The following is a 19,715-nucleotide window of genomic DNA, read 5'->3' as shown; positions in this document are numbered from 1 at the left end:
CGCCAACCTCCGTGCCGTCAAGCACGCGCACCTGGGTTAGGCTGTCACGCATGGCTCGCGCGCGTTCGCTCCCCCCGAAGCTGTCCCGGCGCACCTTCATCCAGCGGCTCACCTTCTTCGGCGGCGGCGTCGTGCTGCTGGGCGCCGCCGCGTGTAAACGTTCGAAGGAAGCGGAAGCGCCCAAGCCCGCGGAGCCCACCGGCACCACCGCCGCCGGGCAGGCCCTGCGCACCTTCTCCGCCTTCGAGTACGCCGTCGTCGCCGCGGCCACGGAGCGGCTCCTGCCTCGCGACGAGGACCCCGGCGCCCAGGACGCGGACGTGGCGCTCTACATCGACCGCATCCTGGAGACGCAGGGGCTCCAGGCCATGCACCGCGACTTCCTCCAGGGCCTGGCCGCGCTGGAGCGCCGCGCGCAGCGCATGTTCCAGAAGGGCTTCGCCCAGGCCACGCCCGCCCAGCAGGACGAGCTGCTCGCCATCTTCAAGGACAGCCCGGCCGGCAGCGGCGAGGCCCACTTCTTCGAGCTGTTGATGACGCTCAGCCTGGAGGGCTTCCTGGGCGACCCGTCCTACGGCGGCAACAAGGGGCGCGTGGGCTGGCGGCTGATGGGCTTCGACACCGTGGGCACCCTAGCCATGGCGCCGCCCGAGGGCTACGACGGGCCCAGGTGCCTGCGCGAGTGCGGAGGTCACCACCCGTGAGCCTGCCTTCCGTGGACGTGTGCATCGTGGGCAGCGGCGCGGGCGGAGCGCCGCTCGCGCTGGAGCTGGGCCGCGCGGGCTTCAAGGTCGTGGTGCTGGAGAAGGGCCGCCACTACCAGCCCAGGGACTTCGTCCACGACGAGATCCTCAACAGCCGCCGCAACTTCTTCATGCCGCTGCCGTGGGAGGAGCCGCACCTGGTGCGCCAGGGGCCCAAGGCCCGCTACGAGCGCAGCAACGCCGCGTGGACCGCCAACTGCGTGGGCGGCGGCACCGTGCACATGAGCGGCTTCTTCTACCGCCTCAAGCCGGTGGACTTCCGCCTGCGCTCCACGCTGGGCGCCGTGCCCGGCACCACCGTGGCGGACTGGCCCATCTCCTACGAGGAGCTGGCCCCCTTCTACGACAAGGCGGAGGCGGAGTTGGGCGTGTCCGGCCAGGCCGTCCCCCACCCCTTCGCGGAGCCCCGCAGCGGCCCCTACCCGCTGCCGCCCCTGGACGTGCACCCGGTCGCCTCTGAAATCGACAAGGTGTGCTCGGCCATGGGCTGGCACGCGCTGCCCACCGCGCGCGGCATCCTCAGCAAGGCCTACAAGGGCCGCGCTCCGTGCGCGTACTGCGCGCTGTGCGGCAGCTACGGCTGCGAGACGGGCGCCAAGAGCAGCACGCTCGCGAGCCTCATCCCCAACGCCATCGCCACCGGCAACGTGGAGGTGCGCCCGGGCTGCATGGCGCGCTCCATCGAAGTGGACCGGCAGGGCCGCGCGAAGAGCGTGGTGTACCTGGACCCGGAGGGCGTCGCGCAGGAGCAGCCCGCGAAGGTCATCATCGCCTCCGCCACCGCCGTGGAGAGCGCGCGCCTGCTGCTCAACTCCACCTCCGCCCGCTTCCCCAACGGGCTCGCCAACGGCAGCGGGCTCGTGGGCAGGAACCTCCTGTTCAGCTCCTTCGGCGGCTCGCGGGCGCACTTCCGTGTTTCGAAGCAGAAGGCCGCGCGGCCGTGGCTCACGGACCCCGCGCCCTTCGTGAACCGCAGCCTCCAGGACTTCTACCTGATGCCGGACGCGCGCCACGGCTTCCGCAAGGGCGGCACGCTGGGCTTCATGTGGGCGCACCCCAATCCCATCTACGCGGCGGTGGGCCTGGCGGGCACGGGCAAGTCCGGCGTGTTCGGCAAGGCGCTGAAGGACCGCATGCGCGCGTACCGCGACTCGCGCATCCTCGAGTTCGAGGTCTACGCGGAGTTCCTCCCCACGCCCGGCACCTCCGTCACGGTGGAGCCCGGCGTGAAGGACAAGTACGGCATCCCCGTGGCCGCCATCACCCTGGACCGGCACCCGGCGGACTTCGCCGCCACGCGCTTCCTCGTCGAGCGCGGGGAAGAAGTGCTGCTGCGCCTGGACCCGGACCGCGTGGAGCGCGTGGGCACGCAGGGCGAAACCACCATCCTCCAGCACGGCACCTGCCGCTTCGGCGACGACCCGGCGGCCTCCGTGCTGGACAAGCACTGCCGCGCGCACGAGGTGCCCAACCTCTACGTCGTGGACGGCAGCTTCATGCCCTCGGGCGGCAGCGTGCCCTCCACGCTCACCATCGCGGCCAACAGCTTCCGCGTGGCGGCGCACCTGGTGCGCACGCTCAAGGGCTGAAGGCCGCGCACGCCGCCGCGCGCCGCGCTACTGGATGCGCAGCGGCGTCACGTCCACCTTCACCACGTAGCGCGCCTGCATGTCGGAGTCGAACTCCACCAGGTGGTCCCCCACGCCGGTGACGTCCGCCTGCTGCGTGAAGACGCCGAACTTCTCCATCTGGTCCAGCGCCGCGCGGCCCGTGGAGGCCTTGCGCTGCCGCGCGCGGCAGCCCTCCTCGTGCACGGTGATGGCCGTCTCCTCGCCCGCGGCCGTCACCTCCTCCAGGTAGAAGCTCACCTTGATGGTGGAGGCCTCCGGCACGCGCACCAGCACCTGCCCGCGGCCGGGGAAGCGCCCCTCGGAGTAGCTCTCCGGCCCGAGGATGCAGCCCGCGTACTCACTGCACACGGGCCAGGACGCCTTGCAGACATCCAGCACGCGCGCGCCGATGAAGTCCTCCCGCGAGCCGCCGCATGCGACGAGCATCAATCCCATCACCGCGCCCGCCAGTCGCGAGACATTCCGTGTTACAACACCAGACATTCTTCTGAACCTCACCGAGGAGTGGATGTCCATGCGCCTGCGCAACCTGTGGCTGCCTCTCACCATCATCGCCCTGGCGGGCTGCGGAGGCGAAACCGAGGAGCTGCCCAACACGCCGCAGCTCATCATCGACCGCACGGAGCTGAGCTTCGACACGGAGTTCTCCGCGGGGACCTACGTGGGGGCGACGACCTTCAACACGCTCTACATCGAGAACCGCGGCCTCCAGACGCTGGAGCTCAACGAGGCCTCCCTCTCCGGCCCCAGCGTCTTCACCATGAAGAAGCCGGAGGACTGGCCGGAGAACGGGCCCCTGAAGCTGGAGACCTACCAGCGCACCTTCATCGAGGTCGCCTTCAAGCCCAACGCCGCCAAGGAGTTCACCGGCACGCTCACCCTCAAGTCCAACGCCGCCAACGGGGACACGCGGGAGCTGGCGCTCAAGGGCAAGGGCATCGCGCCGTAGTCGGAGCGGCGCCCCCGGAGGCGGCGGAGGCCCGAGGCCCCGCCGCCCGTCCGGCGTTGCTAGCGGGTGAACTGGCAACCGCCCACCCACGTGCCACCGTCCTGCGTGGGCGCCGGGCACGACGTGGGCGAGCCGCCATCCGCCGCCGTGTAGCCGCGCGGGTAGTCGCCGTAGCCGGTGCGCAGCGTGTAGCCCACGGGCTTGTAGTCCGTGCGCTCGGTGGCGCTCACCGCCACCTTGAGCGTGCCGCCCTTGATGAAGCGCCGCTCCAGGCAGGAGCACGCGTAGGGCGCCACCGTGACGCGCGTGGTGCTGGCCGTCTTCTCCAGCTGGTACAGCGCCTGGTAGCTGCTGAGCGGCGCGCTCGCGGAGGTGTGCCACGCGCGCATGGAGGTCGAGCTGTAGGCCAGCGTCAGCGCGCCGCCCGTGCTGGTGGTCCTCACCGGCGTGCACGTGCCGGCGCCGCCGTCCGTGTTGTTGCCGTCGCAGAAGGTCAGGTCCAGCGCCAGCCCATGCGGGGTGCCGCCGTCGGGCAGGTTGTCCACGTCCCACTGCACCAGCCACGCCGCGTCCTCCGGGGCGGTCCGGGCGGGGAGCTGGTACTGGAAGGTGTCCGTGTCGGAGGGCACCGCGTCGTAGTCCTGGGGGCCTCGCACGCCCAGGCCCGTGGCGCGGTCGTTGCCGCGCAGGCGGCCGTGGCCGTACGTCAGCTGGCCCTTCGCCTCGAAGGTGGCGTTGCCCACCGGCAGGTCGCCCGTGCCCACGTCGCCGAGCGTCTTCGCGCGCGGCTGCTCCACGCCCCCGCTGTAGGCGGCGACCTCCTCCGCGTCCAGCGCCTCCCAGGACACCTCCAGCCGGTAGTCGCGGTCATCCGCCCAGTTGTTGCCGTCGTCCTGCACCACGAAGTGGTACGTCACCTCCGTGCCGTGCGCGGGCACCGGCAGCACGCCCTGGAAGTTGCTCAGGCCGGGGAAGCGCGCGGGGTCGCTCTCCTCGCGCAGGGACTGGAGGCACAGCACGGCCTCCGGGTTGTTGCAGTAGGCCTGCACCAGCCCCGGCGCGTCGGGGTGCTCGCGCGTGTCGCGCGGACACACCGCCGGGTCGTTGGTGCAGCTGGCGCGCTGCTCCGCGGTGATGGACGTGCTGGCCGTGGTGAACACCAGCACCTGCCGGTCCGCCATCTGGCCCAGCGGCAGGGGCAGCGGGTCGAAGCGGGGGGTGGTGGGCACCTCCACCAGCTTGTAGCGCAGCACGCCGGGCGTCGTGGACGAGGACAGCTTCACCGCGAACCAGTCGCGGTCGGACACGTAGCCCAGCCGGCCTTCGAAGGTCGTGGACGCGCCCGGCGCCCCCAGGTTGTTCGAGTACGCGCGGGCGTAGGCGTCGTTGTCCCCGGACTGGTCGCGCGGGTCCGCCTCGTCCACCACGCGCACCTCCACCTCGTAGGGCTGGCGCAGGTCGCCCGCGGGCACGGGCTCGTTGTTGCCCCGGTAGCCCTTCACCACCAGCACCCAGGTGCCCGCCAGCTTCACCTTGCGCGCGGTGGCCAGCACGCCCGGGTGCACCTTGGGCAGCACGTTGCCCTCCGACTCCTTGTCGGTGCTGTTGGGGCGCAACAGCTCATAGGACAGCCGGTAGTTGGGCGCGAAGCCCTGGTCCGGCGCGCTGACGCGCACGTAGAGAATCTTCCCCGCCGTCAGCGGGAAGCTGAAGCGGTCCACGTCGTCGTCCGTGGCCAGGTAGCCCTCCGCGGTGCCCACCTGCATGGCGCCCTGCGCCGCCAGCGCGATGGGCGTGGGCGTGACGTCGTTGGGCTCGTTCGTGTCCGGGTTCTCCTGGAGCTCCACCGTGAGCCGGTACGGGTTGCGGGCGTCGAAGGCGGGGCGCGCGGGGTTCGTGGGCGCGTCGCGCACCACGATGACCAGCTGCGTGTCCGGCGTGCCGTACGGCAGCACGATGTCCACCGGCTTCGGGGCCCCCGAGCCGTGCTGATCCGACTTCGCCACCAGCGCGGTGCTCTTGTCCTTCTCCTGCACCGTCACGGACAGGTTCACCGGCGTGCTGGACGCCAGGTACGTGCCGGTGACGTGCACCAGCGTGCGCGCGTTGGCGGACGCCGGGATGCGGACGCTGTACCAGTCCTCGTCACCGGCCTTCACGTCGCCGGTGAGCGCCAGGAAGCGCTCCACGGCCACGCCGGGCTTCAGCTCGCAGTCCGGGTTCGTCAGGGCCTCGTCGCGGCTGTTGCAGAGGTCCTCCACCACGCCCGTGCCGCCATCCGGCGTGTCGTCCCCTTCGGAGGAACAGGCGGCCAGCAGGAGGAGCGCGAGCGGGAGCAGTCGGGTGCGAAGGCGCATGGGGGACTCGGGGGGCTGCGGAATCAGGGGACGGGCGAGAGGGTCGGGGCGACGCCGGGGCAGCCGTCCACGAAGTCCTCGGGGTTCACGCGGACGACGCCATCCGGCGGCGACTTGATGCCGCCCACCGGGTAGCGCACGGAGTCCACGCGGAAGGTGCGCACCAGCGTGCGCGCGGTCGGGTCATCCGCGGGCAGCATGGCCACGGACAGGTAGATGTCGTTGTAGCCCGCGCCGCGCTGCACGGTGCCGGCGTCCACGCCCCCGTCCACGCCGCCGTCGGCGATCATCGCGACGGTGGGCGCGAGCAGCACGTTGTCCACGCGGAAGCGGTAGCACTGGCGGCCCTGGTCATCCACCGGGCCGTCCGCCTCCAGGCTGTAGCGGTACGCGTCCGAGGCCAGGTTGGCGGTGTCCACCTGGAGGGGCCGCATGTGCATGCGCGCCTCGCTGCGGTTGGTGAGCCCGTCGGTGTCCGGGTCCTCGTCCAGGTCGCGGCTGGAGCCCTGGGTGCCGCCCCGCCACTCCATGCCGTCCGGCACGCCGTCGCCGTCGCTGTCCTGGAGCGTGGCGTTGGTGCCGATGAACTGCTCGTCGCAGTCCAGCAGGCCGTCGCAGTCCGTGTCCACGCCGCGCAGCGCGGGCGGGCAGCCCTTGTCCAGGCCGCCGCCGTCCGGCTGCACTTCCTGGGTGGGGTCGAACTGCACGCCGCGGTCGCGGAAGTACACCTCCACGCCGTCGCTGAAGCCGTCGGTGTCGGTGTCGCGCAGGTTCGGGTTCGTGCCCAGCTCGTACTCGCGCGCGTCGGTGAGGCCGTCGCCGTCGGTGTCCGCCTCGTCCAGCGGGCTGCCTGCGGGCGCGGAGAAGTTGGAGGCCACGAACTCCTTCACGACGAAGGCGCGGCGCACCTGGCCGAACTGGAAGTTGAGGAAGTTGATGGGCTCGTTGTTGCGGAAGTCGCGGAAGTTGCCGCCGCCCAGCGTGGCCATCTTCTCCAGGCGGTCCGCGTTCTGGTTGATGATGAGCAGCGGGCAGCCGCCGTCGCCGAAGCCGCCGTCCTCCGACACCAGGTCGCACACGGAGGGCACGGGCTGCGTGGGGTTGAAGACGTGCACGGTGTTGAAGCGCACGTCCTCCACCAGGTCGCGCAGCTGCCGGATGCGCACCACCGCGTCGCCGCGGATGAGCTCGTCGTCCTGGTTGTTCGTGGGCTTGCCGTCCGACAGGAAGATGACCGAGTAGCGCGCCTGCGCCAGGGCCTCGTTCCCGCTGGGCTGCTGCCGCGCCCGCGCGATGTCCGTGTTGATGAGCGAGTAGATGTCCGACAGCGGCTTGACGAAGTCCGTCGAATCCCGGTTCGGCGACGTGTCCGTGTTGCGGAACGTGAGCAGCTTCTCCGTGAGGATGGCCTTCGCGTTGGCGTCCAGCCGCGACACCTGCACGAAGCCGTCCTCCGCCGGCGGCCCCGGGTCCTGCGTGAGGAACGCCGTGGTGCTGCCCGCGAAGAGCATCACCGCGATGGAGACCTCCGGGTCCTGCGGGAGGTTCTCGATGAGGTCCACCAGCGCCGTGGCGCGCGTGCCGTCCGGGTCGCTCACGCGCATGGACTGGCTGGCGTCCATGGCGACGATGATCTTGATGGGCCGGATGACCTCATTGGCGCCCAGCGTGCAGAAGCGCCCGTCCAGCGCCACGGCCCGGTCCGCGGGCACCTCCGTGTCGCGGCGCGGGTCGTAGAGGTACGAATCCGTACAGGCCACCACCACCGCGAGCCCCACCAGGGTGAGGGCCCAAAGACGTCCCGCGCGGCTCACGGCGACGCGCCTCCCTGCGAAGGCGACACGCCGACGCAATTGCCCTGGGTCCTCCAGGGGTCCACCAGTTGATCCGGCCGGCGGAAGTCGCCGTCGTCCATGGCCAGGTCCGGCCCCAGCGGCACGCGCACGCTGGGCGGCGCGTACTGCGCCCACGCGCACGCGGTGCGCCAGACGCCGTAGTCCGTGGCCACGCCGCTCTCCGGCGCCTCCGCGAACCACACCTTGAACAGGTTGTAGCCCTGCTTCACGCCCGAGCGGTCCGGCGGCGTCACCAGCTGGAGGTTGGACACGGTGAAGTCGTAGCAGACGCCGTTCGTGTCGTTGCCGTCCTCCACCTTCGTCACCTCGTACTGGATGCCGTACCTGTCGTGGAAGAGCCGGTCGCGCCGGGTGGGGTCGCTGCCGGCCTTCAGCTCCTCGTCGTCCGGCACGCCGTCGCCGTCGGTGTCCAGGCCGGCCACGCTGGACTGGAGCGGGTTCAGGCCGTACTTCGCCTCCAGCCCGTCCGGCGCGCCGTCGCCGTCGCTGTCCACGATGCCCTGGCGCGTCTTGAGGTAGCTCTCCGCGAACTGCGACAGGCCGTCCCCGTCCGTGTCCCGGCAGGTGCAGCCGGGCGTCAGCGGGGACTTGGGGTCGCAGCCGCGCGCGTCCAGGTCGTTGCCCGGCTTGAAGCCCTGGTCCTGGCGCCGGTACTCGAAGCCGTCGCTCAGGCAGTCCCCGTCGCTGTCGATGGTGAAGGGGGTCGTCTTGAGCGTGAAGGTGTTGTCCAGGGAGTCCGGGACGCCGTCGCCGTCGCTGTCCAGCACGCGGCCTTCATCCCCCGGCGCGGAGCTCAAGGGCTCCACCAGCAGCGTCTTCATCACGTTGGGCGACGCGAAGGAGGAGTAGTCCAGCGCGCCCAGGCCCAGCTCGGAGATCTCCGCCGTGTCGCTGAACTCCTGGTAGACGCCGTTGCCCATCTCCGCGAAGCGCTTGAGCAGGAAGGAGGCGATCTTCTTCGCCGCGGCCGGGTACTGCGCCTCCGGGACGCCCGGGTAGGTGCCGTAGATGTCCTGGCAGATGGGGCCGCAGGCGCGCACGGCCTCCTCGTTGAAGAGCAGCACCGTGTGCATGCGCACGTCGCCCACGTTGTACTGCGTCTTGAGCTCCATCAGCCGGCGCACGTAGCTGAAGAGCTGGTAGTTCTGGTTGCGGTCCGTGCCCACCTCGAAGCCGGTGATGGCGTCGGTGGTGCTGGTGGCGTTGCAGAAGCTGGAGATGGAGTCGCGCCAGGTGAGGTCCGGCGTGTCCGGGCCCGCGTAGACGGTCAGGTCGTCGTTGGCGGAGCAGCGCGGGTACGGCGTGCCGTCCGTGAGGAACACGACGACGTAGCGCGTGCGCGGCAGCAACTCCGGCGTGGCCTGGGACACCGCCTCGATGTCGCTCGCGATGAGGCTGTACGCGTAGCTGAGCGCGCCCTGGTAGTCCGTGCCCTTGCCCAGCTGCGACTGGAGCCCCTCGATGTAGCCGTTGATGTTGCCCGGGGCCTGGAAGCGGTCGCCTCCCGGAGGGGGCCAGGTGTTCTTCACGTTCGTTTCGAACGGGGCAATGGCGATGCTGATGTTGCCCTGGCGCGCGTCGTTGATGCGCTTGAAGCCCGACACCAGGTTCTTCAGGGCGCGCACGCGCGCGGGCTCCGTGACGCCCGGCGGGATGATGGCCTGCACCTCCGCGCGCTCGCAGAAGCCGCTGCCCTCCTGAGAGCCCGGCGGATCCGACACGCACATGCTGCCGGACTCGTCCACGACGAGCACCACCTTCACCGGGAAGCCGGTGGGGTTCGCCGGGCGCGTGCACACCCGGCCGGTGAGCGTCAGCCGGTCATCCAGCTGGGACTGCTCCTGGGCGCGCGGCTCCAGGAGCGTGTCGGAACAGGACAGCACACCCAGGGCCAGGAGGCCGGTCGCAAGAAACGGAACCACGAGCTGACGGCGCATGCGATGCGGACCTCCTGGCACGGATGACACTTCTTACGCCTTCTTGCGGCGGCGCAGCAGCAGGCCGAGCACGCCCGCGCCCAGGGCCGCGGCGCTGCCGCCCGCGGGCAGCGAGGTGCAGCCGCTGCCGCCGCCGTCGTCGTCCTGGCCCACCTTAACGAAGAGGCTGGACACGGAGGCGCGCTCCGCGGGGAACACGCGGTCCGCGAAGGCCAGGCGCGTGGACACCTGCAGCTCGTACTCACCTTCCTTGTCCGGCTGGAAGTTGGGCACGCTGCCGTCCACGTACTGGTACTCCCAGTGGCGGCTGTAGGTGACGGCGCCCTTGGGGTTCTCCACCACCGCGGTGGAGCCGGAGGGACGCTTCACCACCGTCCAGGTGTACTCGATGGCCGCGCCGTTGCGGTTGGCGAACAGGGGCGGGCGCACCGCCATGCCCGTCTTCTCCACGCTCAGCGTGCCGCCCGTGCCCACGCTGAAGGGCGCCTTCGGGTCCAGGCAGTCATTGGGCTGGTCCTTGTTGAGCACCACGCAGTAGCGCGTGTCGCACGCGTCGCCCAGGCCGTCGCCGTCGTCATCCGCCTGGTCGCGGTTGGCCACCAGGGCGCAGTTGTCCTGGGCGTTGAGCACGGAGTCGTTGTCCCGGTCCGGGTCGCACGCGTCGCCGATGCCGTCCACGTCCGCGTCCTTCTGGTCCGGGTTGGACAGGCCGGGGCAGTTGTCCAGGTTGTCGGAGATGTTGTCGCCGTCCGCGTCCACGCGGCACAGGCTCACGTCCGCCGGCAGCTGCTGGTCCTCGTTCGCGACGAGCGGGCAGTTGTCCTCGCCGTCCTTCTTCCCGTCGTTGTCGTCGTCGTCGTCACAGACGTCGCCGATGCCGTCCTTGTCGCTGTCCGCCTGGTTGGCGTTGGGGATGGTGGGGCAGTTGTCCGCGTCGTCCAGGTGGCCGTCGTTGTCGTCGTCCGGGTCGCACGCGTCGCCGATGCCGTCGCCGTCGCCGTCCAGCTGCGTGGCGTTGGAGACGGCCGCGCAGTTGTCGCACGAGTCGCCGGCCAGGTCGCCGTCGCCGTCCGTCTGGTCGCGGTTGGACGTGAACGGGCAGTTGTCCTTGTCGTCCGCCTTGCCGTCGCCGTCCGCGTCGTCCGTGTACGACAGCGTCTTGCCGTCGTCCGTGTACGCCACCCAGACGGAGCAGCCGCAGCCACAGCCACAGCCGCCGCCCTCCTCCTTGGGGCGACCGCACTCGTCTCCGAGGCACTCCGGGTTGTCCGGGTTCTGCTCCTGGGCCTGCACGGTGCGGGGGCTCAGCACCAGGAAGGCTCCGAGCGCCAGCATGGGGGCAATGCGACCGATAGTCATGGTGACTCCTTTCACAACCCCTGCCCTAGCAAGAGCCGATCCCAGCGCTGTAGGACTTTCAGGGTCAGGAACTTCAAGGGGTTGCGGGCTCGGAAGAGACTGCTACAGGATGGGTGTGGGGGGGACACCCCATTGAGACTGTGGGGGATACCCCACGCTGGGGGCCGCCTCAGGTGCCCACGATGAAGTCGTCGGAGGTGAGGGAAATCATGCCCGCGGGGGTGCGGCCCGTGTCCGGGTCGTACTGGATCTCCTGGATGAAGAGCGAGCCCACGCCGGCGCCGCGCGGATCATTGTCCCGGCCCACCTGGAGGTAGAGGTAGACCTCGTTGGTGCCCGCGGGGATGAACTCGCCGGGGAAGAACGGGTGGGGGCGCTCCAGGGTGGGGACCAGGGAGACGTTCTCCACGCGGGTGCGGTAGCAGGCGCGGTCGCTGGTGGCCGTGGGGGGCAGCGGGACGACGGAGTAGCCGTAGCCGCGCTCGCGGTGGAAGTCGAGGTCGGCGCTGAGCGGGTCGCCGTGGGCCTCCACCTCCGCCACGTTGGTGACGCCGTCGCGGTCGCTGTCGAGCAGGTCCTCGGGGACGAGCGGGTTGGTCCGCGACAGGGCCTCCACGAGGTCCGGCAGGCCGTCGCCGTCGGTGTCGCCCACGCAGGGTCGCTGCCGAGCACGCGCTCCTCGCAGTCGTTGAGCCGGTCGCCGTCGGTGTCCTGCACCACGCTGCAGCCGTTGATGAGGTCCACGGCGAGCGGGTCCAGGCCCATGCGCAATTCAACGCCGTCCATGAGGCCGTCCTGGTCCGTGTCGGGGACGGCGGGGTCCAGGCCCAGGGCGCGCTCGTCGTCGTCGCCCACGCCGTCGCCGTCGCTGTCGGTGAGCATCTGGCCGTTGCGCACCTGGACGTTGCGGTTGAAGGCGAGGAAGCGCTTCAACTTGAGCGAGTTGTCGAGCGCGCCGTAGTCCAGCCGCGCGAGCGCGTTGGGCAGGCCCGGGAAGTCCGTCTCCACGGGCGCGCTGCCGCCCGCGTTGGCGATGGCGGCCACCTGCAGGCGGGTGACGGGGTCCGGCACGGCGCCGCGGACGTAGACGGGCTGCACGCTGACGTCGCCCGCGCCCAGCCCCTCCACCAGCCCCTTGAGCTCTCCCACCACGGCGGTCAGCTCGCACTGGCTGCACGACGCGTTGCACTGGGCCTGGGCCTCCGGGGACGCGTTGCATCCCGCGGCCTGGGACAGGGCGGCGCACCGGCTGTCGATGCCGATGTTGAAGGCCGGGTTGTCACAGCTCACGTCCGCGCTGCGGATGACGGGCGCGACGACGTAGCGCGAGCGCGCGACCTCCCCCTTGCAGGAGGCCTGCATGTCGCCGGACAGGAGGCTCTTGGACAGCCGCAGCGCGGAGCGGATGCTGATGGGCCCCTGCTGCTGGTAGCTGGCGTAGCGGGGCAGGACGGCCTGGAAGGCGGCCGCGTCCGTGAAGCTCCCCTGGAGGCCCGTGGCCACCGAGTGGAAGGCCACCAGCCCGAAGCGCGTCTGGGGGCCGGTGAAGCGCGAGGTGAGCGTGGTGAGCCCGTCCACCGCGTAGCCCACCACCTCCGGCTCGACGCCGGTTCCCCCCTGGAGGGCGAAGACGACCTTCACGGGGAACGCGTCGCCGGTGGCCTCCGGGACGCAGAGGTCGCCCTCGAAGTTGGCGCGGTCGCGAGTGCCGCCCGCGCGGTCGTCAATCGAATAGAGCCCCGCGTCGGTGCACGACAGCCACAGCATTGGGACAAGGAGCCAGGCGACCCGGGGGGAGGAACGCATCCGTCGGATTGTAGACCCCAGCCCCCCCATCCAACGCAAGCAACCCGCGTGGCCGCGCCGCGCGAAGTCACGTCACCGGCCCGACTTTCCGCGGCCCCCGCGAACAGGTCGCCACCAACCAGGCTGGAATGTCCACATCCTGCCTGGAACCAGCTTCCGACAAATTCCTGGTCTTACCGGGATGCTACCGATTCCAGGGAGGGGAAAGACATTGCCCATGCTGTCCAATCCCAAGGAGCAAGACCATGAAGAAGATGAAGCTGGGTGGGACCGTGGCGATGTTCGTGCTGGCGCTGGGTGCGACGGGCGCGATGGCGCACGGTGGTGACGTGAAGAGCCACGACCCCCGCATGGCGGTGGCGATGGAGGAGGTCGTGCTCGTGTCGAAGACGGGCCCCCTGGCCGGCGGCTCTGGCGGCTCCGGTGGCGGCTGCGGCTTCGTGAGCAACATCCTGGGCAACGTCGCCGGCAACCTGCTGGGCAACACGACGGGCACCCTGCTGGGCATCATCGGCAACGTGTTCGGCGGCGGCGCGAGCGGCAACTGCAACTGAAGCCGCCTGACGTCACGACCCCCTGAAGCGATGTAGCTGTTCCTTCAAGACGTACCCGACGCCGGAGGTCCCACCTCCGGCGCTCGGTCTTTGGAGCGAGCCCCCATGCGACACACCCTGACTCCCAGGCACGGGTTGTTGACCGGCCTTGCCGCGGTGCACCTGCTGCTGGTGGCCTGTGGCGCGTTCCACATCCCCTTCCTGCAGCTCACGGACACCGTGAGGCCCTGGGCGCAGGGCTACGTGCACTGGACGGGCGCGAGCAGTGGCTTCAGCTTCTTCGCCCCCGGGGTGAGCCCGGCGGTGAAGGTGGCCTTCGACCTGGAAGGTGCGTCCGGCGAGCAGTTGCACGACGACTTCCGGTCCGACAACAGCGCGGTGAACGTGCGCATCCATTCCATGATGTTGCGCTTCGGCCTCCAGGAGAGCCGGGACGCGCTGGCCCGCGCGTGGGCGGCGGCGATGTTCGGCCGGCACCCGGACGCGCGCGCCGTCACGGTGCGCGTGGAGTCGCTCCAGCTGCCCTCCATGGAGGCGCACCTGCGCGGTTCGCGCCCCGTCTGGTCGGAGGCCTACCGCGCGGTGTTCGAGCGCCGGCTGCCCCCGCCCGTGTCCACCGGCGAGGTGACGCCATGAGCGCCCCGTCCTGGAAGTCCTCCGTGGGGCCGAAGCTGGCGGCGTTCGTCAGCGCGCCCTCCTCTCCGCAGCCGCTGGGCGTGCTCCGCATCGGCGTCGCGGCGCTGCTGCTCATCCAGGCGTGGAGCCTGTCGGAGAGCCTGCCGGAGCTGTTGGGCAACCGGGGCTGGGTGCCCTGGAGCGTCTCCGAGGCGCTGGCGTCCCCGTCGGTGCCCCGCGTGGACGCGGTGGTGGCCGCGCTGGCGCCGCTGGGCATCTCCCAGACGGCCGGCATCCAGGCCCTGGCGTTCGTCTACGTCGTGGCGCTGCTGGGCCTGCTGCTGGGCCTGCACACGCGGCTGTCCGCGGTGGTGGCGTGGGTCATCCACACGGTGCTGCTCAACAGCATCAGCTTCTTCTCCTACGGCGTGGAGACCTTCGCGCACATCAGCCTGTTCTACTGCGCGGTGCTGCCGGTGGGCGCGGCGTTCTCCCTGGACGTGAGGGCGGGGAGGCTGTCCAGCGCGCCGTCCGCCCTGGCGACGCTGTCGCTGCGCATGTTGCAGGTGCACCTGTGTCTCATCTACCTGGCCACGGGGCTGGAGAAGCTCCTGGGGCCGGTGTGGCGGGACGGGACGGCGCTCTGGGAGGTGCTGATGCAGCCCCAGTACGGCCAGTTCGACTTCGCGTGGCTCGCGATGGTGCCGTGGGTGGTGAAGCTGTCCACGTGGGGCACGCTGGCGGTGGAGGTGGGCTACGCGTTCTGCGTCTGGCCCCGGCGCACGCGGGGGCTCTGGGTGGCGCTGACCGTGGGCATGCACCTGGGCATCGCGGTGATGATGGGGCTGTGGCTGTTCAGCGGGATGATGACCGTGCTCACGTTCGCGGCGTTCGGCTGGCCCCTGGTCGCCGAGGCGCTCGTCACCCGGGCCCGGGCCATGGTCCTGCTCCCGTTCCACTCCAGCCCTTCGCGTTAGGGCTCACAGCGTGAGCAGGTAGGCGAGCAGGTCGTCGCGCTCCTCGGGGGTGAGCGCCCGCGCGTCGCCGTGCTCCGGCCCGGAGGAGTCCACCAGCATGCGCAGCGGGAAGCGCTCGGCCGCCACCAGCCGGTCCCCCTGCACCGCGTAGCCCATCGTGGCGCTCGTCAGCAGGGGCCACACGTCCCAGGTCCCCACCAGCGAGGGCGGCGCCGCGCCCTTCACCAACTGCTGCTGCTCCGGCCGCAGCTCCAGCGCGATGGGCGTGCCCACGTCCAGGTACTGACCCCGGGTGGCGGGGTCCTGGTCCAGGGTGAAGAGGGGCGCGGGGTGGCAGGCCGCGCACCGCGCCTTGCCCTCGAAGAGCGCCAGGCCCTTCGCGGGGTGCCCCGTCTTCCCGTCCGGCATCGTCACCGTCTCCAGCGGCGCGCCGTCCGCGCCCCGGTAGGGGTTGGGCGGGGTGGACAGGAGCGACGTGTAGAGCGCCAGGGCCGCCACCTCCGAGGGCAGCGGATCCGGGTTGTGGTAGCGGTTGCGCCCGCCCACCGTCTCCGCCGTCTCCGCGAGGCTGCGCGTGCTCGCGGGCGTGAAGTAGGGCGGCGTGTCCCGGCTGCCCAGCGCCGTCGTCGAGCGGTAGATGCGCATGGGGCGCGTCTTCTCGAAGAAGACGCCGCCCGTGTGCCCCTCGATGTGGCACGCGTCGCAGCTCATGCCCGTGCGCCCCACGTCGGTGAAGTAGAGCACCTGGCCCAGCCGGCGCTGCTCGCGCGGGCGCAGGTCCGCCACCGGCCACTGCCGCACCACGCGCGCCCTGCCCTGCCGCGCCTCGCGCACGTCCACCACCGCCACCGTGCCCGTGAAGCGGTTGAGCACGTAGAGCGTGCGCCCGTCCGGGGACAGCGCCAGGGAGCGGGGCCCGGAGTGCAGCTCCAGCCCCGCCCGGCCCTTCGTGCCCAGGTCCTCCGCCGGGCGGATGAAGGGCGTGCCGTCCGGGGGTGGCACGGGCAGCGTCTGGAGCACCGCCTCGCGCGCCGCCGCGTCGCTCGCCGCCAGCGCCTTCGCGTCCAGCACCCGCACCTGCCCCAGGCCCACGTCCGCCGCGTAGAGCAGCCCGGCGCGGTCATCCAGCGCCAGCCCCTCCGTCACGCCCGCGCCGAAGCCCCGGTGCCGCACCACCTCATTCCGGTCCAGGTTCAGCACCGCGACGCCGCTGTTGGCGCTCACCTCCATGCGCTGGGCGTTGGGGCCCACGTTCGGCCCCAGGCTCGACATGAAGAGGCGCTTCAGCCGGTCGCTCACGACCATCCCCCGGGGCGCCTTGCCGCCCATCACCTGCGCGGAGAAGGGCTCCGTGGGCCCTCCGATGATGGGGACGCCCGGCCCCGGCACCACCGGCGCCAGCTCCCGGCCGTTCGTGTTGTCGAGCAGCACCACCTGCCCGGTCTGGAGGCTGCCCACCATGAGCAACTGGTTCCACAGCACCAGCTCGCGCGGGTTCGGATCCACTTCCCGGGCCCACTTCTCGCGGCCATCCTCCAGCGCGAGCGCGTGCACCTGGTCGTGGACGTGCTCGGCGACGAAGGCCACACCCTGCGCGGCATCCACCGCCAGACCCCACACCCCCGGGGGCGTGGGGACGACGCGGGCCTTCCGCTCCGGCGCGTCCAGCGCGTACAGCCAGAGCCCCCCGCTCCACTGGTGGGCCACGCCCAGCCAGGGGCGCCCGCCGGCGTCCTTCCACGTCGCGAGCGCCGACGGCCCGTCCCCCACCGCCATCGCCTCCACGCGGCCGGACTCCACGTCCAGCGCGAACACCGTGTCCGTGGGCGGCGACGCGACGAAGAGCGTGCGCCCGTCCGGGGACAGCGCCATCGCCGTCAGGTCCGGGAAGGCCGCGTCGTTGACCAGCGTCAGCCGCGCGCTGCCCGTGGGCTTGGGGTCGGTGCTCGCGGCCAGCGACAGCTGCACGTCCGTCTGGAACGTGCCCGCGGGGAGCAGCAGGTCCGCGGGGAGCCTCGCGTAGGCGTGGCGCGCGTCCACCACCGTGAGCGGCACCTCGCGCGACAGGGGCGCGCCCAGCACCAGCCGCAGGCCCGGCACCAGGTTCTCGCCGTAGAGCGAGAGCGGCTGCGAGGTCTGGTTGCTGGTCAGCTTCGGGCCCACGGCCCGGAGGATGGGCCGCGGCGGGGGCGCGGGTCGCGGACTGGGGGCTCCCCGGGGCAGCACGACGATGGCCAGGAGGCCCAGGATGGCCACGCCAGCGAGCCCCACCGCGATCCACTCCAGCTTGCGAATGTCACCTTTCACGCGTGTGCGAGCCTCCCACGCGCGAGCATCCTCCATCCGCCCACCGTGTCACGATGACTTCGCACCACGTCTGCTCGCATGCCGGGGAGGCACGGCGCAGAGGGAATCCCACGCGACCTTTCCAGCATCCCGGCACGAAGCGGGACAGGGCGTGGAGCTCCCGCCCCAGGTGAGGTGGACTGCCCCCCACACCTGATCGTCACACGTCACGCCATGGGGCTGGAGTGTGCGTTGACAGGTCGGGGCTCGCATCGCTTAACCTGTTGATGATGCGACGTTTCCTTTTCTTCTGTGCCGTCGCCAGCGTGCTCGGCTTCGGTCCCCTCTCCACCGCGAACGATGCCTGGGCCCAGGGGCGTGCACGTGCATCCCGGTCGAAAGCCGCGAAGGCGGCCAAGGCCAGGAAGGGCTCGAGCAAGGCGCCGCCGCGCATCGAGACGAAGTCGAGCACGGCCGTGACGGATCCGGTGACGGGGGATGCCGCTGCCACGGCGTCGTCCGCGCCTCCGCAGCGCGGGCCGTCGCGCATCGACTTCGACGACCGGCTCATCCAGGGCCAGACGAACAAGTCCGGCGCCGTGTATCTGTATGACCGCAAGGAATTGAAGACGCGATCGATGCTTCGCGAGCGGGACAGCTTCCGCTCCGAGACGCTCGCCACCGTCTACGATCAGTAGGGCCGTACCGCCCATCACCCTTCGAAGGGAGCGTCACCGTTGAGCGGCCAGCCCAGCGTCCTGCAAGTCGTCATCCTCCGCGACGGCCTCCTGGTGGGGACGGAGGTCTTCGTCCCCGGCACCTACGCGCTCGGCTCCGATGCGTCGTCGGACCTGCGGCTGGACGACGCGTCCGTGTCGCCGCGCCATGCGTTGCTGTACTTCCAGAACGGCCGCACCGCGATCCAGGACGCGGGCGGCGGCACCAGCGGCGTCTTCGTCAACGGGCACCAGGTCACGGCGTGTGAGATCCGCTCGGTGGACGAGGTGCTGTGCGGTCCGTTCGTCCTGAAGACGCGGATCCTCAACCAGCGTCCCGTCGAGACCAAGCCGCAGCCGCCGCCCGAGGTCGCCGCGCTCCTCGGAGGCGCTGGGGCTCCGCCCCCCGTGAACGGCTTCGCGCCCCAACAGGCCGCGCATCCGGCGAACGGCTTCGCGCCCCAGCACGGCGCGCAGGCCGCGAATGGCTTCGCGCCTCAGCACGGTGGGCAGGCCGCAAATGGCTTCGCGCCTCAGCACGGTGGCAGGCCGCACACGCCCAGCAGCAGGCTGCATTCGCTCAGCAGCAGGCGCAGCAGGCAGCTCTTGCACAGCAGCAGGCGCAGCAGGCCGCGCAGGCTCACCACGGCGCGCAAGCGGCTCATGCGCAACAGGCCACGCACGCGGCACAGGCAGCGCATCCCCAGGCCTCGCACGGTCAGCATCCGGCGACGCACGGTCAGGCGGGCCACGCGCAGCCCCACGCTCAACCCGGTGCCCAGGCCGCGCACGCTCAGCCCGCGGCCTCCAAGCGCGTCCCGGCTCCCGCCGTCCCCGCGGGCACCATGCCCTCCACGCGGCGCCGTCCTCCGTCGGAGGCCATGCCCAGCCTCCTCGTCGTGGACGACCTGCTCGCGGACGTGGAGACGGACGCAGCGCCCGCCTCCGGGCCCCTCGTGCTCGGCGCGGCCCCGGCCACCCGCCCCACGCACGCGCCGAAGATCGGCCCGGGCAAGGGCGCGGCCCAGCTCTACCTGGAGCTGTACTGGGGCGCCGTGCGCCGCGACGCGCGCCGCTTCACCCCGGACGCGAAGAAGCCCGTGAAGGCCGCCGTGGACGAGCTGGCCCCCATGCCGCTGTGGGGCTTCTCCCTCCCGGAAGGCGACGGCTTCACGCTCGCTGAATCCGTCAACGGCAACTACCGCCTCTTCGTGCCCCCCGGCACCGACGTGGAGAAGGCCAACGGCGACGGCCGCTTCGCCCCCGTCACCACCGCCGCGCTCGAGTCCGACGGCAGCCGCCGGTTCGTCACCCTGCGCGACGGCGCCGCCGCCCGCCTCACCCAGGGCAAGATGTCGCTCGTCGCCTACGCGGCGCCCGCCCCCGAGCGCGTCTTCGTCAACCCGCTCAAGGGCCTGCCCTGGCTGACCCTCTTCTTCCTCGCCCTCTTCGGCGGAGGCCTGGGCTGGTTCATCGCCACCCGGCCGCAGGGCCCCGCGACCGCGGACTTCACCCAGAAGAACCTGCCGCCCGTCGCGCTGCGCCTCATCGCCCCGGAGCCCAAGAAGAAGGAAGAGGCCAAGAAGAAGCTCGAGGCGATCAAGAAGAAGGAGCCCGTCAAGGAGAAGCCCGTCGTCGCGGAGAAGGCCCCGCCCAAGCCCGTCAAGCAGGTCCAGGTCCCCAAGGCCGTGGCCGCCGCGCCGGAGAGCAAGGCCCTCAAGGCGCTCGCGAAGCTGTCCGCCGCGGGCCCCGCCGCCAACGACCTGCTGGCCGCCGTGGACAAGCTGGGCAGCGGCCCGGGCAGCAAGAACGCCAAGCAGACCAACTACAAGCTCGCGGGCCTCATCGGAAAGGCGCCCATCGCCAACGCGGGCCTGGGCACCTTCGGCCTGGGCGGCGGCGGCAAGG

At 71.3% G+C, this 19,715-nt stretch carries 17 protein-coding genes and 2 pseudogenes; 11 read left to right on the top strand and 8 right to left on the bottom strand.

The genetic code is table 11. From position 1 onward, the window contains the following. The first annotated feature begins 50 nt into the window (after positions 1 to 50). A complete protein-coding gene (locus ACLEQD_RS04495) occupies positions 51 to 704 on the top strand; it encodes a gluconate 2-dehydrogenase subunit 3 family protein (RefSeq protein ID WP_410382040.1) in 654 nt (217 codons plus the stop codon). Beyond that, entirely contained in the window at positions 701 to 2,353 is a 1,653-nt protein-coding gene (locus tag ACLEQD_RS04490) for a GMC family oxidoreductase (RefSeq protein ID WP_410382039.1), read from the top strand. The genes ACLEQD_RS04495 and ACLEQD_RS04490 overlap by 4 nt, the downstream gene beginning before the upstream one ends. A 27-nt stretch (positions 2,354 to 2,380) precedes the next feature. On the opposite strand, the gene ACLEQD_RS04485 is transcribed toward ACLEQD_RS04490, so the two are convergent. Then, a complete protein-coding gene (locus tag ACLEQD_RS04485; RefSeq protein WP_410382038.1) occupies positions 2,381 to 2,830 on the bottom strand; it encodes a hypothetical protein in 450 nt (149 codons plus the stop codon). A gap of 79 nt (positions 2,831 to 2,909) precedes the next feature. Between ACLEQD_RS04485 and ACLEQD_RS04480 the strand changes: the two genes are divergently transcribed. Next, positions 2,910 to 3,344, top strand: a complete 435-nt coding sequence (locus ACLEQD_RS04480; RefSeq protein WP_410382037.1) for a hypothetical protein — start codon at positions 2,910 to 2,912, stop codon at positions 3,342 to 3,344. 59 nt (positions 3,345 to 3,403) lie between these two features. Here ACLEQD_RS04480 and ACLEQD_RS04475 read toward each other — a convergent pair whose 3' ends face one another. From ACLEQD_RS04475 to ACLEQD_RS04455, 5 genes are all read right to left on the bottom strand, one after another. Then, on the bottom strand, positions 3,404 to 5,701 hold the full coding sequence (locus ACLEQD_RS04475) for a hypothetical protein (RefSeq protein ID WP_410382036.1): 2,298 nt from the start codon (positions 5,699 to 5,701) through the stop codon (positions 3,404 to 3,406). A 23-nt stretch (positions 5,702 to 5,724) separates the two neighbouring features. Further along, complete coding sequence (locus ACLEQD_RS04470; RefSeq protein ID WP_410382035.1) at positions 5,725 to 7,515, bottom strand: VWA domain-containing protein; 1,791 nt, start codon at positions 7,513 to 7,515, stop codon at positions 5,725 to 5,727. Further along, positions 7,512 to 9,494: a cell-cell cohesion protein MtsD gene (gene mtsD, locus ACLEQD_RS04465; RefSeq protein WP_410382034.1), complete on the bottom strand. Its 1,983-nt coding sequence runs from the start codon at positions 9,492 to 9,494 to the stop codon at positions 7,512 to 7,514. Before mtsD ends, ACLEQD_RS04470 begins: the two co-directional genes overlap by 4 nt. Before the next feature lie 33 nt (positions 9,495 to 9,527). Then, positions 9,528 to 10,853 carry a cell-cell cohesion MYXO-CTERM protein MtsC gene (gene mtsC, locus ACLEQD_RS04460; protein ID WP_410382033.1) on the bottom strand — a complete coding sequence of 442 codons (1,326 nt, stop codon included), beginning with the start codon at positions 10,851 to 10,853 and terminating at the stop codon, positions 9,528 to 9,530. 169 nt (positions 10,854 to 11,022) lie between these two features. Next, positions 11,023 to 11,469: a hypothetical protein gene (locus ACLEQD_RS04455; protein ID WP_410382051.1), complete on the bottom strand. Its 447-nt coding sequence runs from the start codon at positions 11,467 to 11,469 to the stop codon at positions 11,023 to 11,025. Between the two features lie 168 nt (positions 11,470 to 11,637). Here ACLEQD_RS04455 and ACLEQD_RS04450 point away from each other — a divergent pair, with 168 nt between their 5' ends. The 5 genes from ACLEQD_RS04450 (at position 11,638) to ACLEQD_RS04430 (ending at position 14,805) form a co-directional block, all read left to right on the top strand. Next, positions 11,638 to 11,814, top strand: a complete 177-nt coding sequence (locus ACLEQD_RS04450; protein WP_410382032.1) for a hypothetical protein — start codon at positions 11,638 to 11,640, stop codon at positions 11,812 to 11,814. Between the two features lie 174 nt (positions 11,815 to 11,988). After that, a complete protein-coding gene (locus ACLEQD_RS04445; protein WP_410382031.1) occupies positions 11,989 to 12,177 on the top strand; it encodes a hypothetical protein in 189 nt (62 codons plus the stop codon). A 727-nt stretch (positions 12,178 to 12,904) separates the two neighbouring features. After that, positions 12,905 to 13,213, top strand: coding sequence for a hypothetical protein (locus tag ACLEQD_RS04440; protein WP_410382030.1), 309 nt, complete (start codon positions 12,905 to 12,907; stop codon positions 13,211 to 13,213). A 105-nt stretch (positions 13,214 to 13,318) separates the two neighbouring features. Further along, positions 13,319 to 13,849 carry a hypothetical protein gene (locus ACLEQD_RS04435; protein ID WP_410382029.1) on the top strand — a complete coding sequence of 177 codons (531 nt, stop codon included), beginning with the start codon at positions 13,319 to 13,321 and terminating at the stop codon, positions 13,847 to 13,849. Next, positions 13,846 to 14,805, top strand: a complete 960-nt coding sequence (locus ACLEQD_RS04430; RefSeq protein WP_410382028.1) for a hypothetical protein — start codon at positions 13,846 to 13,848, stop codon at positions 14,803 to 14,805. The genes ACLEQD_RS04435 and ACLEQD_RS04430 overlap by 4 nt, the downstream gene beginning before the upstream one ends. Before the next feature lie 3 nt (positions 14,806 to 14,808). On the opposite strand, the gene ACLEQD_RS04425 is transcribed toward ACLEQD_RS04430, so the two are convergent. After that, entirely contained in the window at positions 14,809 to 17,148 is a 2,340-nt protein-coding gene (locus ACLEQD_RS04425) for an MtsA protein (protein ID WP_410382027.1), read from the bottom strand. 233 nt (positions 17,149 to 17,381) lie between these two features. Here ACLEQD_RS04425 and ACLEQD_RS04420 point away from each other — a divergent pair, with 233 nt between their 5' ends. Both ACLEQD_RS04420 and ACLEQD_RS04415 read left to right on the top strand, forming a co-directional pair. Further along, a complete protein-coding gene (locus tag ACLEQD_RS04420; protein WP_410382026.1) occupies positions 17,382 to 17,789 on the top strand; it encodes a hypothetical protein in 408 nt (135 codons plus the stop codon). 93 nt (positions 17,790 to 17,882) lie between these two features. Then, positions 17,883 to 18,062 (top strand): annotated as a pseudogene (locus tag ACLEQD_RS04415) (FHA domain-containing protein); the annotation flags it as partial. A 278-nt stretch (positions 18,063 to 18,340) separates the two neighbouring features. Here ACLEQD_RS04415 and ACLEQD_RS04410 read toward each other — a convergent pair. Beyond that, positions 18,341 to 18,598, bottom strand: coding sequence for a hypothetical protein (locus ACLEQD_RS04410; RefSeq protein ID WP_410382053.1), 258 nt, complete (start codon positions 18,596 to 18,598; stop codon positions 18,341 to 18,343). 90 nt (positions 18,599 to 18,688) lie between these two features. Here ACLEQD_RS04410 and ACLEQD_RS04405 point away from each other — a divergent pair. Then, positions 18,689 to 19,715 (top strand): annotated as a pseudogene (locus ACLEQD_RS04405) (hypothetical protein); the annotation flags it as partial.

The organism is Corallococcus sp. 4LFB (assembly GCF_046520365.1).
In the GTDB taxonomy this organism is placed as follows: Bacteria; Myxococcota; Myxococcia; order Myxococcales; family Myxococcaceae; genus Corallococcus; species Corallococcus caeni.
This window is presented reverse-complemented; position numbering and strand designations above follow the sequence as displayed.